8 protein-coding genes are annotated in these 13,678 nt (G+C 70.0%); 3 read left to right on the top strand and 5 right to left on the bottom strand.

What is annotated here, in order from left to right:
• Positions 1-64 precede the first annotated feature (64 nt).
• The 3 genes from ACX25U_RS22255 to ACX25U_RS22245 all read right to left on the bottom strand — a co-directional run bounded on the left by ACX25U_RS22255 (position 65) and on the right by ACX25U_RS22245 (position 6,792).
• Complete coding sequence (locus ACX25U_RS22255) at positions 65-4,999, bottom strand: NAD-glutamate dehydrogenase (RefSeq protein WP_454382574.1); 4,935 nt, start codon at positions 4,997-4,999, stop codon at positions 65-67.
• A 532-nt stretch (positions 5,000-5,531) separates the two neighbouring features.
• On the bottom strand, positions 5,532-6,200 hold the full coding sequence (locus tag ACX25U_RS22250; RefSeq protein WP_454382573.1) for an HAD family hydrolase: 669 nt from the start codon (positions 6,198-6,200) through the stop codon (positions 5,532-5,534).
• 76 nt (positions 6,201-6,276) lie between these two features.
• On the bottom strand, positions 6,277-6,792 hold the full coding sequence (locus tag ACX25U_RS22245; RefSeq protein WP_454382571.1) for a DUF6912 family protein: 516 nt from the start codon (positions 6,790-6,792) through the stop codon (positions 6,277-6,279).
• A 301-nt stretch (positions 6,793-7,093) separates the two neighbouring features.
• On the opposite strand from ACX25U_RS22245, the gene ACX25U_RS22240 reads away from it, so the two are divergent.
• Positions 7,094-7,918, top strand: a complete 825-nt coding sequence (locus tag ACX25U_RS22240) for an Rv3235 family protein (RefSeq protein ID WP_454382570.1) — start codon at positions 7,094-7,096, stop codon at positions 7,916-7,918.
• A gap of 50 nt (positions 7,919-7,968) precedes the next feature.
• On the opposite strand, the gene secA is transcribed toward ACX25U_RS22240, so the two are convergent.
• Complete coding sequence (secA, locus tag ACX25U_RS22235) at positions 7,969-10,815, bottom strand: preprotein translocase subunit SecA (RefSeq protein ID WP_454382568.1); 2,847 nt, start codon at positions 10,813-10,815, stop codon at positions 7,969-7,971.
• Between the two features lie 272 nt (positions 10,816-11,087).
• Between secA and ACX25U_RS22230 the strand changes: the two genes are divergently transcribed.
• Together ACX25U_RS22230 and ACX25U_RS22225 are read left to right on the top strand one after the other, a co-directional pair.
• Positions 11,088-11,666, top strand: a complete 579-nt coding sequence (locus ACX25U_RS22230; RefSeq protein ID WP_454382567.1) for a GNAT family N-acetyltransferase — start codon at positions 11,088-11,090, stop codon at positions 11,664-11,666.
• A gap of 77 nt (positions 11,667-11,743) precedes the next feature.
• A complete protein-coding gene (locus ACX25U_RS22225) occupies positions 11,744-12,919 on the top strand; it encodes a winged helix-turn-helix domain-containing protein (protein ID WP_454382565.1) in 1,176 nt (391 codons plus the stop codon).
• 3 nt (positions 12,920-12,922) lie between these two features.
• Here ACX25U_RS22225 and ACX25U_RS22220 read toward each other — a convergent pair whose 3' ends face one another.
• A complete protein-coding gene (locus tag ACX25U_RS22220) occupies positions 12,923-13,669 on the bottom strand; it encodes a response regulator (RefSeq protein WP_454382563.1) in 747 nt (248 codons plus the stop codon).
• Between the last annotated feature and the right edge of the window lie 9 nt (positions 13,670-13,678).

The raw sequence follows: 13,678 nt of genomic DNA, 5'->3' as shown, positions 1-13,678 counted from the left end.
CAAGGACATGAGGGCGCCCCGGACCCGCCGGTCCGGGGCGCCCTCGACGTACTGCCCAGGCTCGCTATGAGTGCGTGCGCAGCAGCGTGCGCATCGTCCGCATCGCCACCGACAGGTTGGCGAGGTCGAACGCGTCCGATCCGTGGATCTCCTCGAGCGTGGCACGCGCCCGGGAGAGAATCGCCGCGTTCTTCTGCTCCCACACCTTGAACCGCTGTTCCGGCGTGGAGGAGCCGTTGCCCACGGCCAGGACGTCCGCGGTCAGGGCCGCGTGCGCCGCGTACAGGTCCTCGCGGATCGCCGCACGGGCCATGGACTGCCACCGGTCGGCGCGCGGCAGCTCGATGATGCGGTCCATCAGCTGGGTGATGTTCAGGCGGTCGGCGAGGTCGTAGTACACCTCGGCGACGTCCATCGCGTCCTTGCCCATGCGGTCGGCCACCGAGACGATGTCGAGCGCCGGGAAGGCGGAGGAGAACCCTGCCACCCGCGTGGCCAGCTCGTCCGGGACGCCGGCGCCGGACAGCTCGTCGTAGACCTGCTGGTACCACTCCAGGTCCGCGCCCTTGAGCAGCTTGGGCAGTGCCGCCCAGACCTGTCCGACCCGGTCGGCGAAGAACTCGATGGTCTCGCCGAGCTCCAGCGGCTGCGGCCGGTTGTTCAGCAGCCAGCGCGTGCCGCGCTCGACCAGGCGGCGCGAGTGCAGCCGGATACGGGTCTGGACGTCGGCCTGGACCTTGTTGTCCAGCGCCTCGACCGCGTCCCACACCGGCGCCGACCGGAAGATGGCGCGGGCCACCGTCTGCGCCCGGACGATCTCCTCCAGCGACGCCCCGGTCTCCTCCCGCATGCGGTGCAGATAGGTCGTACCGCCCGTGTTGACCGTGTCGTTGACCAGGACGGTCGTGGTGATCTCGCGGCGCAGCGGGTGGTTGTCGATCCGCTCGCCGAACTGCTCGCGCAGCGGGGTCGGGAAGTAGGTGTGCAGCAGACCGCGCAGGTACGGGTCGTCCGGCAGCGAGGTGCGCAGCAGTTCCTCGGCGACCGTGATCTTCGTGTACGCCAGCAGGACGGCCGTCTCCGGGCTGGTCAGGCCGCGTCCGGCGCTCAGCCGCTCGCGGATCTGGCGGTCGGTGGGCAGGAACTCCAGCGCCCGGTCCAGGTGGCCCTCGCGCACCAGGTGCTTCATGAAGCGCTGCTGGGCGTGGAGCATGTCCTTGGACTGGGCGAGCGCGTTGGCGATCGCCGTGTTCTGCGCGTAGTTGGTGCGCAGCACCAGGGAGCCGACCTCGTCGGTCATCTCGGCGAGCAGCTTGTTGCGCTGCTTGACGGTCATGTCGCCGTCCGCGACCAGGCCGTTGAGCAGGACCTTGATGTTCACCTCGTGGTCGGAGGTGTCCACGCCGGCGCTGTTGTCGATGGCGTCGGTGTTGTTCCGGACGCCCTGCATCGCGCACTCGATCCGGCCCAGCTGGGTGAAGCCCAGGTTGCCGCCCTCGCCGACGACCTGGACCCGCAGGTCGCGGCCGTCGACGCGGATGGCGTCGTTGGCCTTGTCACCGACGTCGGCGTGGGACTCGGTGGACGCCTTGACGTACGTACCGATGCCGCCGTTCCACAACAGGTCCACCGGGGCCTTGAGGACCGCCCGCATCAGGTCGGCCGGGGTCAGCTTGGTGACGCCGGGCTCGATGCCGAGGGCCTCGCGGATGTGCGCGTTGACGGGGATCGACTTGGCCGTACGGGGGAACACCCCGCCGCCGGCCGAGAGCAGCTCGGTGTTGTAGTCGGCCCACGAGGAGCGCGGCAGCTCGAACAGGCGGCGGCGCTCGGCGTAGGAGACGGCCGCGTCCGGGTTGGGGTCGATGAAGATGTGCCGGTGGTCGAAGGCGGCGACCAGCCGGATGTGCTCGCTCAGCAGCATGCCGTTGCCGAACACGTCACCGGACATGTCACCGATGCCGACGACCGTGAAGTCCTGGGTCTGGGTGTCCACGCCCAGCTCCCGGAAGTGTCGCTTGACCGACTCCCAGGCGCCGCGGGCGGTGATGCCCATGCCCTTGTGGTCGTAGCCCGCCGAGCCGCCGGAGGCGAAGGCGTCACCGAGCCAGAAGTCGTACGACTGGGCGACCTCGTTGGCGATGTCCGAGAACCGCGCCGTTCCCTTGTCGGCCGCGACCACCAGGTAGGTGTCGTCGCCGTCGTGCCGTACGACGTCCCGCGGGGGCACGACCTCGCCGGCGACCATGTTGTCGGTGATGTCGAGCAGTGCCGAGATGAACGTCTTGTAGCTGGCGACGCCCTCCGCCATCCACGCGTCCCGGTCCACGCTCGGGTCGGGCAGCTGCTTGGCGACGAAGCCGCCCTTGGCGCCGACCGGCACGATGACGGTGTTCTTCACCATCTGCGCCTTGACCAGGCCGAGGATCTCGGTACGGAAGTCCTCGCGCCGGTCGGACCAGCGCAGGCCGCCCCGGGCGACCTTGCCGAAGCGCAGGTGCACGCCCTCCACACGCGGCGAGTACACCCAGATCTCGTACGCCGGGCGCGGCGCCGGCAGGTCCGGCATGGCCTGCGGGTCGAACTTCATGGAGACGTACCCGTGAGGCCGGCCGTCCTGCGCCCGCTGGAAGAAGTTGGTGCGCAGGGTCGCCTTGATGACGGTGAGGTAGGCCCGCAGGATCCGGTCCTCGTCGAGGGAGGCGACCTGCTCCAGGGCCGCGTCGACCTCTTCGAGCAGCGCGTCCACGAGCTCGTGCCCGGCGCTCTGGCGGTCCGGCGACATCCGCGCCTCGAACAGGGAGAGGAGCAGCCGGGTGGTGTGGACGTTGTTGCGGAGGGTGTCCTCCATGTAGTCCTGGCTGAAGGTCGAGCCCGCCTGGCGCAGGTACTTGGCGTACGCGCGCAGCACCATCGCCTGCCGCCAGGTCAGCCCCGCGGACAGCACCAGGGCGTTGAACCCGTCGTTCTCCGCCTTGCCCGTCCAGACGGCGGCGAAGGCGTCCTGGAAGCGCTCGCGGGCGTCGTCGCCCAGGTAGTCGCCGTTGCCGCTGACCTCCTTGGGCATGCGCAGACCGAAGTCGTAGATCCACGCCGTCGTGCGGTCCGCGCGGCGCAGCTCGTACGGCCGCTCGTCGGTGACCTCGACGCCGAGCCGGCTCAGCACCGGCAGGACGGCGGACAGGGAGACCGAGCCGCCCTTCTGGTAGATCTTGAAACGGCGCTCCTCGGGGGCGGCGCCCACCGGCTCGTACAGGCTGAGCACGAAGGTCCTGTCCTCGTTCAGCTGCTCGAGGTTGACCAGGTCGGCGACCGCGGCGCGCGGGGTGTGGTCGGCCTTGTAGCCCTCGGGGAAGGCGCCCGAGTAGTGGCGCAGCAGCTCCGCGGCGCGCTCCTCGCCGAGCTCGGCGGTCAGCGCCTCGGAGAAGGCGTCCGTCCAGGAGCGGGCGGCCTCGACCAGGCGGGCCTCGATGCGCTCCTTGTCGCCGTCGGACAGCTGCGGCAGCTCGGTGCCCTGCGGCACGCGGACGACGAAGTGCAGCCGGGAGAGGACCGACTCGGTGTTCCAGGCGGTGAAGTCGACGCTGGTGCCGCCCAGCTCCTCCTTGAGGATGTCGATGAACCGCAGGCGTACGCCGGTGGTGTAGCGGTCGCGCGGGAGATAGACGAGGGCCGAGTAGTAGCGGCCGTACTCGTCCTGGCGCAGGTACAGGCGCAGCCGGCGGCGCTCCTGCAGGTACAGCACGGAGGTGGCGATCGCCTGCAGCTCGCCGACCGGGGTCTGGAAGAGCTCGTCGCGCGGGTAGGTCTCGAGGATCTGCAGCAGGTCGCGCCCGTCGTGGCTGTTGGGCGAGAAGCCGGCGAGCTCGAGGACCTCGTCGACCTTGCGCCGGATGACCGGGACCCGGCGCACCGACTCGGTGTAGGCGGCGGACGAGAACAGGCCGAGGAAACGGCGCTCGCCGACGACCTCGCCCTTGTCGTTGAACTTCTTGACGCCGATGTAGTCCAGGTAGGAGGGCCGGTGGACGGTGGCCCGGCTGTTGGCCTTGGTCAGCACCAGCAGCCTGTGCTCGCGCGCCTTGGCGCGGGCGTCGGCGGGCAGCCGCTCGAAGGACGGGCTGACCGGGTGGCTGTCGTCGCCGGCGTGCGGCGGGTCCGCGCGCAGTATGCCCAGACCGGTGCCGGGCACGGCGGCCAGGGAGTCGTCGCCGCGCAGCTGGTACTCGCGGTAGCCGAGGAAGGTGAAGTGGTCGTCGGACAGCCAGCGCAGCAGCTCGCGGGCCTCCTCGACCTCCCGCGGGTGCAGGTCGTCGGGCACGGACTCGCCGGGCAGCCCCTCGGCGAGCCGGATCGCCGCCTCGCGCATCTTCTCCCAGTCCTCGACGGCCTCGCGGACGTCGGACAGCACGCGCAGCAGGTCGGCGGTGATCTGCTTGAGGTCGGCGCGGTCGGTCTCGCGGTCGATCTCGACGTGGATCCAGGACTCGGTGAGCGCGTCGTGCGGCAGCGGCTCGCCGGGCGACGCGGTGGGCAGCACCTCGATGAGCTTGCCGGTGACGTCCCGGCGCACCACGAACTGCGGGTGGACGACGACGTGGATGCCCCGTCCCTGCCGGGTGAGCTCGTTCGTCACGGAGTCCACGAGGAAGGGCATGTCGTCGGTGACGACCTCGACGACGGAGTGGGTGCAGGTCCAGCCGTTCTCCTCGACGGTCGGGGTGTGGACCCGGACGTTGGCCGTGCCCTGCGGGCGGTTCTCGGCCAGACGGTAGTGGGAGTAGGCGGTTCCGAAGACGTCGACCGGGTCGCGGTCCGTGAGGTCCTCGGGGGCGGTGTGCAGGTAGAAACGCTGGAGGAAGGCGAGGACGGAGTCCCGGTCCGGGGCGCCCTCGCCCGTCGACCCGGTCGGGAGGTGTCCCCCGACCGGACTGTTCTCAGCTACCCGGGCGGCCCTCTCGAGCAGCTCGGCCTTGGCTTCGTCCAGCTTGGTCTGCATTGTCCTCTGGCTCCTGTCGCGCGCCGTTGCGTGACGTAGAAGGAAGTACGGTCTCCGCCCTTTCGGCGTGACGCCTCGGACCGGGGTGTCCGGCCCGCTCCGACGCTATGCCTCGGGGTGAGATGAGCGGGGGGATATCAGCCATCTTCGACGCGTCCGACGGGTGTGACGCTGCTCTCCATGGCACCGGTACCCGAAGTTGACGCGGCGCCCTGGGGGCCGTCGCACCCCCTTCCCGCCCGCGGGGATCAACGACCGCCGCCCGGACACGGATGTGGTCCGTGCTCACCGGGCGCACAGCGAAGGCGACGGTGCCCCCGCGGACTATCGCGCTGATCACGCCACCAAGGCTATCCCTCTTCCAGGGGGGCCCGTCATGAGCCGCATGTGTACAAAACGGGGGGTGGAAGTTTGACGTTCTGCACAGGGGCGGCGGAGGCGAAAGCAATGTATGCCCGCTTGTCTCCCTTTACTGCTTCTGCCCCTCTTTTCCCCCTTCTCCCTTCCTTCCTCCGTCTTTTCCCTCCCGCTTTCACTCCGCGAGGCGGTGGGCTTCGGCGACTGCCTCACGGAGGGTGTCCACCACCGGCACACCGGCCTCCACCAGGCTGGCCCGGCTGTGCGAACCGCCGGTGTAGAGCACCGCCCGCGCCCCGGCGTGCCGCGCGGCCAGCGCGTCGTCCGCGGCGTCCCCGATGACCACCGTGCGCGCCGGGTTCACCGTCCCGGCGAGCAGGCCCAGGTGCCGCACCATGTGCTCGGCCTTGCTGCCGCCGGACGGCCCCGTCCGCCCGTCCACCCGTATGAAGTGCGATTCGATTCCGAAGCCCTGTACCAGCGGGACGAGGTCCTCGTGCCCGTACATGCTCAGGATCGACTGGCTGTGGCCGGACGAAGTCCAGCCGGTGAGCAGTTCCACCGCTCCCTCGGTCAGCGCGCAGCGGGTGCGGTGCTCGGCGTAGTACCGGTGGAAGACGGCGTCCATCGCGTCCCACTCGGCCTCGGTGGGGAGCCGGCCCAGCAGCCGCTCGTAGAACTTCGGGACCGGCACGCAGTACAGCGCGCGGTACTGCTCCAGTGTGATCGGATCCAGGCCGAGCTCGGCGAACGCCGCGTTCGTCGCTCCGATGACCGCGTCGTTGTCGTGGAACAGCGTGCCGTTCCAGTCCCAGACGATGTGCGCCCCTGATTGCTTCCCCATGCCAAAAACGTACTCGCCGCCACTGACAATCAGGAGAACAGCAGGCCAGGGGGCGGACCCGGGTCCGGTGGGTTTTTCAGCCGCCGAGCCCGATGAGGCTGGGGATCTCCTGCGTGGCGTACCACAGCAGCTCGTGGTCCTCGGCGCCGTCCACGACGAACTGGGCGTCGTCGTCCCCGGCGTCCGCCGCCCCCAGTGCCTCGGCGGCGGCGGTCACGTCCGCCTCCGCGTCGCCCGCGTCGACGTGCACGGCGGCCACCTTGGCCAGCGGTACGGGGCCGGCCACCCGCACCTCGCCGAGCGCGGCAGGGTCGAGTCCGCGGTCGGGGTCGGCCGCCGCTGTGTTGTCGGGTACGTCCGCGGCGACCACGACCCGGTGCCGCGGCGCGCCCGGGTCCATGGCCAGCAGCCGCAGGGAGGCGAGCGCGGCCCGGCTCAGCGCGGCGTACTCCAGCTCCTCGATGTCGTCGGAGAGGTACCACTCGCGCAGGGCCGGTGTCACGGCGTACGCGAGGAGCGACTCCGCCCCGAGCTCCCCCGTCTTGTGCGCCTCGGCGAGACCGGAGAGGGTCAGAGGGACGTAGACACGCATGGCAGGCCGCTTTCGTGGTCGGAGGGTTCGCCGCCCGGACGGCCTTCAGGATACGTGCGCAAGCCCTCTTTCGAGTCCCGGCCACACCCCCTGAATCGTCCACTCCGGGCCCCTCGTCTCACCCGATGCGCCCTTGTTCTCCCAGGGTTCGCGGACCCCTCGATCACACGGATAGGTGAATCCGTCCGTCCCGCGACGCGCGCCGCACCTTCCTTGCCGCCGCCGCTTTCGCCCCGTACAAGAGGCCCAGCAGAAAGTTACTGCCCGGTACGCACCGGGCGACCACACCGAACGGGGACTCATGAACAAGGTCATGACCAGGGCCCAGCGCCGCCCGGGCACCCGCCCGCCGGGCCGCCACGACACCCGCCGCCCCGGCGGCTCCCCACCACGCACCCCGACCAGCACCCTCGCCCACTCCGCCTCCTCCGCCCGCTCTCCGCTCCCGTCCCGTCCGAGCGATGCCCGTACGACCGTCGGAACAAGCACCCGCACCTGGGCCGGCACCACGAATGTTCCGGCGGCAGCCGACCGGGCAGCGGCCCCTGTCCCGGCCAACGGCACCGGTGCCGCAGCCGGCAGAGCAGACGCCCGCACTCCCCGCCGGACCGGCGACACCGTCACGCGGGCAAGCACGGCGCGTACAGGGGGCGTAGCCGGCCCGGCGGGCACAGCTGCCAGGACGGCGGCGGGCCGGACGGCGGCGGGTGCCCACGCCCCCGTGGCGCGCGGCACCGTCCCCGTGGTGGATGCGCAGGCCGCCTTGCGGGCGGCTTCGCTGCCTGTTGCCACCGATCTGTTCGCCGATCGGCTTCTCGCCGTGCTCAGCGGGCAGCGGCCCGTGCACTGGATGCTCCGGCACACCGCGGGTCGGGCGTACGACGAACTCGCCTGGCTTGCCGAGCGCGGCGCTCTGCGCACCCGTGGCGCACGCCCGGTCGTGCGGGACATCGGCTACTACGAGCCCCGCCCGGGCGCCGTGGAGGCCTTCGCCCGCATCGGCGCGGGCGACCGGCTGCGGGCGATGGCGTTCCGCCTGGAGCAGGGCCGGGACCGGCGCTGGCGCTGCACGGCGGTGGAGCTGGGCGGTCCCCGCATGCCCCACGCGGACGACGAACTCCCCTGAGAAACGAACGGCCGGGCACCCTCGAGGGTGCCCGGCCGTTGCACGTCACGTCACTTCTTGCGGCGGCGGCCCGCCTTGGCCTGCTTGCGGCGCTCCGCGCGCGTGAGGCCGTCGGACTCCGAGCGCACGGGCCCGCCGTCGGTGGCGAACTCGCCCTCGACGATGCCGCCCTCGCCGTCCACGGTCGGCGCGGAGAAGTGCAGGTCCCGCCGCTGGGGGGCATCGAGCCCCTTGGCCCGGATCTCCGGACGCGCGCCCGCCTGCGCCGGTACCGCGTCGCGCTTCTCCAGGTCGGCCACCGGCTTGGCGTCCTCGACCGGGACCTCCTCGACCTGCTGCTCCACCTGGACCTCCAGGTTGAACAGGTAGCCGACGGACTCCTCCTTGATGCCCTCCATCATCGCGGTGAACATGTCGAAGCCCTCGCGCTGGTACTCGACCAACGGGTCCTTCTGCGCCATCGCGCGCAGGCCGATGCCCTCCTGGAGGTAGTCCATCTCGTAGAGGTGCTCACGCCACTTGCGGTCCAGAACCGACAGCACCACCCGGCGCTCCAGCTCCCGCATGATCTCGGAGCCGAGCTGCGCCTCACGTTCCTCGTACTGCTCGTGGATGTCGTCCTTGATGGACTCGCTGATGAACTCCGCGGTCAGACCCGTGCGGTCGCCGGCCGCCTCCTCCAGCTCCTCGACGGTGACCTTCACCGGGTACAGCTGCTTGAAGGCGCCCCACAGCCGGTCGAGGTCCCAGTCCTCCGGGAAGCCCTCGGCGGTCTCCGCCTGGATGTAGGCGTCGATCGTGTCGTTCATGAAGTGCTGCACCTGCTCCTGCAGGTCCTCGCCCTCCAGGACGCGGCGCCGCTCGCCGTAGATGACCTCGCGCTGCCGGTTGAGGACCTCGTCGTACTTCAGAACGTTCTTACGGGTCTCGAAGTTCTGCTGCTCGACCTGCGACTGGGCGGACGCGATCGCGCGCGTGACCATCTTGTTCTCGATCGGCACGTCGTCCGGGACGTTCGCCATCGCCATCACGCGCTCGACCATCTGCGCCTTGAACAGACGCATCAGGTCGTCGCCGAGGGAGAGGTAGAAGCGGGACTCGCCGGGGTCGCCCTGACGACCGGAACGACCGCGCAGCTGGTTGTCGATACGACGCGACTCGTGCCGCTCGGTGCCCAGCACATAGAGCCCGCCGAGCTTCTCGACCTCCTCCTTCTCGGCCTTGACCGCCTCCTCCGCGCGCCGCAGCGCCTCGGGCAGGGCCGCGGCCCACTCCTCGATGTGCTCCTCGGGGTCGAGGCCACGCTGACGCAGCTCGGCCTCGGCGAGGTCCTCGGGGTTGCCGCCGAGCTTGATGTCCGTACCACGGCCGGCCATGTTCGTCGCCACGGTCACCGAGCCCTTGCGGCCGGCCTGGGCGACGATCGACGCCTCGCGCTCATGGTGCTTGGCGTTGAGCACCTCGTGCTGGATGCCCCGCTTGCTGAGCTGCTGCGAGAGGTACTCGGACTTCTCCACCGAGGTGGTGCCGACCAGGATCGGCTGGCCCTTCTCGTGCTTCTCGGCGATGTCGTCGACGACCGCCTCGAACTTGGAGACCTCGGTGCGGTAGATGAGGTCCGACTGGTCCTTGCGGATCATCGGCCGGTTGGTCGGGATGGGCACCACGCCGAGCTTGTAGATCTGGTGGAACTCGGCCGCCTCGGTCATCGCCGTACCGGTCATGCCGGACAGGCCGGGCAGTTCCTTGCCCTTGTGGTCGTGGCGCTTGTAGAGGCGGAAGAAGTTCTGGAGCGTGATCGTGGCGAGCGTCTGGTTCTCGTCCTTGATCGGCACGCCCTCCTTCGCCTCGATCGCCTGGTGCATGCCCTCGTTGTAGCGGCGGCCGGCGAGGATACGGCCGGTGTGCTCGTCGACGATCATGACTTCGTCGTCGATGATGACGTAGTCCTTGTCGCGCTTGAAGAGCTCCTTGGCCTTGATGGCGTTGTTGAGGTAGCCCACGAGCGGGGTGTTCACCGACTCGTACAGGTTGTCGATGCCCAGCCAGTCCTCGACCTTGCTGACGCCGGACTCGTGGATGGCGACGGTGCGCTTCTTCTCGTCGACGTCGTAGTCGCCGGTCTCCTCGATGCCCTTGAGCGGCTGGCCGGCCTCGCCGCGCTTGAGGCGCTTGACCAGCTTGGCGAAGTCGCCGTACCACTTGGTGGCCTGGTCGGCCGGGCCGGAGATGATCAGCGGCGTACGGGCCTCGTCGACGAGGATGGAGTCGACCTCGTCGACGATGGCGAAGTTGTGGCCGCGCTGGACGAGTTCGTCCTTGGACCACGCCATGTTGTCGCGCAGGTAGTCGAAGCCGAACTCGTTGTTCGTGCCGTAGGTGATGTCGCAGGCGTACTGCTCGCGGCGCTGGGCCGGCGTCATGTTGGCCAGGATGCAGCCGACGCTCAACCCCAGGAAACGGTGGACGCGGCCCATCATCTCGGAGTCGCGCTCGGCCAGGTAGTCGTTGACCGTGATGATGTGGACGCCCTCGCCGGCCAGGGCGTTCAGATACGCCGGCAGGGTGCCGACGAGGGTCTTGCCCTCACCGGTCTTCATCTCGGCCACGTAGCCCATGTGCAGGGCGGCGCCGCCCATCATCTGGACGTCGTAGTGCCGCTGGCCCAGGACGCGCTTGGCCGCCTCGCGCACCGTGGCGAACGCCTCGGGCAGCAGGTCGTCCAGGCTCTCACCGTCCGCGTACCGCTGCTTGTACTCATCGGTGAGGGCACGCAGCTCGGCGTCGGAGAGGCTGATGAAATCCTCTTCGATGGAGTTGACCTGGTCCGCGATGCGGTGCAGCTTGCGCAGGATCTTGCCTTCGCCTGCACGCATGATCTTCGAGAGGACGGACACGGGGGTTGGTCTCCTTGCCGGTCGGGCCTGGGACGGTCGGTTTCCATTTGACTGACTGAGCAACGGCCATCGTATGCGAGGACACGGCCAAGCCGGGAGGGCCTGCCGCAAGGGCACGCGTCCACTGCACCGCGAGGGCTACACACAGGACAACGTCCGGGGGTCGCGGATGGTGCCGCCTTTCCCCGAAGATTTACGCGAATTGTGATCGTCCACTCACTCAGGGCACAAAAGGATGGTGCCCTGTCGCATCCCCCGAGGAGAATCGGCCGATGGAACCCGCCACACTCACCACCGACCGCCTGCTCCTGCGCGCCCTCGGCCCCGAGGACGCCGACGCCGTGTACGCCGCCGTGCAGGACCCCGACATGCAGCGCTGGCTCTCCCAGCTGCCCTCGCCCTACCTTCCCGAGCACGCGCGGAACTTCACCGAGGAAACGGTCCCCGAGGGCTGGGCCGACGGTTCGGTGTTCACCTTCGGCCTCTTCCTCCCCGGCTCCAAAGGAGACCTCGTGGGCACGCTCGCCATAACGATGCGCTCGCCGGGCGAGGCCGAGATCGGTTTCTGGGGCACGAAGGAACACCGTGGCAACGGCTACATGACCGAGGCCGCTCTCGCCACCGCCCGCTGGGCCTTCACCCACCTCGCCGTCGACCGCCTGGAGTGGCGCGCCGAGGTCGGCAACACGGCCTCCCGCGCGGTGGCCGCACGGGTGGGCTTCACCCTGGAGGGCACCCTGCGCTCGGCGCTCGACAACAAGGGGGTACGACGCGACTGCTGGGTGGGCTCCCTGCTGCCGTCGGACCTGGACCTGCCGTCGGCGGCGCCCTACCTGCCGGCGCCCGCGTAGACATCGGGGACGACGACACCGGGACGAACGCCCGACTCGACCCGCGTTGTCAGTGCCACCCCCTATCGTGCGGAGCCATGACCTCCCTCCCGCGCCCCACCACCGACCTCTCGGCGGACGAAGCCCGCCGCATCGCCCTGCGGGCCCAGGGCTTCCTCGGCGCGCCGGACCGGCGGGCCGGGGTGCGCGGCGTCCTGCGTCATCTCGGCGCCGTCCAGCTCGACACGATCTCGGTCCTCGCCCGTTCCCACGAGCTCGTGCCCTACGCGCGTCTGGGCGCGGTCGGCCGCAAAACCGTCGACCGCGCCTACTGGACCGACACGCACGTCTTCGAGTACTGGTCGCACGCCGCCTGCGTCCTGCCCATCGAGGAGTGGCCGCACTTCGCCTTTCGCCGCCGCGCCTACCGCAACCGCCCGCACTGGAACCACGAACTGCCCGACGGCGTCTACGAGCAGGTCATCAAGCAGCTGCGCGCCGAGGGCCCGCTGACGGCGACGGAGCTGGGCGGGGCGAAGAAGACCAGTGAGTGGTGGGACTGGTCCGGTTCCAAGGTCGCCGTCGAGCGCGCCCTGATGCACGGCGAGGTGGTCTGCGTCGAGCGCCGGGGCTGGAAGCGGGTGTACGACCTCGCCGAGCGCGCCGTCCCGGAGCAGCTGCTGCACGACGAGCCGGACGACACCGAGTGCCTGCGCCGACTGGTCCGTCTGGCCGGCCAGTCCCTGGGCGTGGGCACGCGCGCGGACATCGCGGACTACCACCGCCTCAAGGGCGAGCAGGTCGACGCGGTGATAGCGGACTCGGGGCTGGTCCCGGTCACGGTCGAGGGCTGGGGCAGGCCGGCCTGGGCGGACCCGGCGGCGCTCGCGACAGCCCCGCGCGGCCGGCACCGGACCACCCTGCTGTCCCCCTTCGACTCCCTGATCTGGGAGCGGGCCCGCACCGAACGGATCTTCGACTTCATCCACCGCCTGGAGGCCTACGTCCCCAAGCCCAAGCGGGTCTACGGCTACTTCGCGATGCCGGTGCTCGCCGGAGGCCGCCTCGTCGGCCGCGTGGACCCCGCCCGCGAGGGCCGCACCCTGGTCGCCAAGCAGGTCACCCTGGACGGCGCCAGGTCCGTGCCCGCGGTCGCCCAGGCTCTCGTCGAGGCGGCGAGCTGGGTGGACTGCACGGACGTACGCGTGGAACGGGTGGACGCGCCCGAGCTGCGCGAGCCCCTGGCCCGGGAGCTGGCCCGCGCGCTCGGCTGAGCGTCAGCGGATCTCGAGGATCTTCTCCCGCATCGCGTACACCACCGCCTCCATCCTGGAGTGCAGCTGGAGCTTCTCCAAAATGTTGCGCACGTGGTTCTTCACGGTGTTCTCGGAGATGAACAGCTCCTTGGCGATGTCCCGGTTGTTCATCCCTGTGGCGACGAGCTTGAGGACCTCCAGCTCACGGTCGGTCAGCCGGGGTGCGGGGACGAGGCGGCGCTCGTCGGTCCGCTGGATCATCGACTTGAACTCGGTGAGCAGCTTGGACGCCATGGACGGACTGATCTGCGACTGGCCGTCGGCCACGGCGCGGATGGCGGTGGCCACCTCGTCCGTGGAGATCTCCTTGAGCAAGTAGCCGGTCGCGCCCGCCTTGATCGCCTCGTAGAGGTCGGCCTCCTCGTCGCTTATCGTCAGCATGATGATCTTGGCACTGGGAGCGACCTCCTTGATGGAGGTGCACGCCTCGATCCCGCCGCGCTTGGGCATCCGTACGTCCATCAGCACGATGTCGGGCAGCAGATCGGCGGCCTTGTCCACGGCCTCGGCACCGTCACCCGCCTCGCCGACCACCTGGATGTCCTCCTCGGCGGCGAGCACGATCTCCAGGCCGCGGCGGAAGAGGGCGTGGTCGTCCACGACAAGGACTCTGATCGGCTCCTTGCGCGCAGTGCCCGCGTCCGGGCCCATGCCGACGACGCCACCGTCGGCATCCTCGTCCCGCATCGGTCCGAAGCTGTCCGCCATCGTTGTCCT

The sequence above is a fragment of the Streptomyces sp. JNUCC 63 genome (assembly GCF_054366325.1).
This window is presented reverse-complemented; position numbering and strand designations above follow the sequence as displayed.

Coding starts and splice junctions, on each gene's coding strand:
- ACX25U_RS22255 (WP_454382574.1), bottom strand. CDS start 4,999: ATGCAGACCAAGCTGGACGAAGCCAAGGCCGAGCTGCTCGAGAGGGCC.
- ACX25U_RS22250 (WP_454382573.1), bottom strand. CDS start 6,200: ATGGGGAAGCAATCAGGGGCGCACATCGTCTGGGACTGGAACGGCACG.
- ACX25U_RS22245 (WP_454382571.1), bottom strand. CDS start 6,792: ATGCGTGTCTACGTCCCTCTGACCCTCTCCGGTCTCGCCGAGGCGCAC.
- ACX25U_RS22240 (WP_454382570.1), top strand. CDS start 7,094: ATGAACAAGGTCATGACCAGGGCCCAGCGCCGCCCGGGCACCCGCCCG.
- ACX25U_RS22230 (WP_454382567.1), top strand. CDS start 11,088: ATGGAACCCGCCACACTCACCACCGACCGCCTGCTCCTGCGCGCCCTC.
- ACX25U_RS22225 (WP_454382565.1), top strand. CDS start 11,744: ATGACCTCCCTCCCGCGCCCCACCACCGACCTCTCGGCGGACGAAGCC.
- ACX25U_RS22220 (WP_454382563.1), bottom strand. CDS start 13,669: ATGGCGGACAGCTTCGGACCGATGCGGGACGAGGATGCCGACGGTGGC.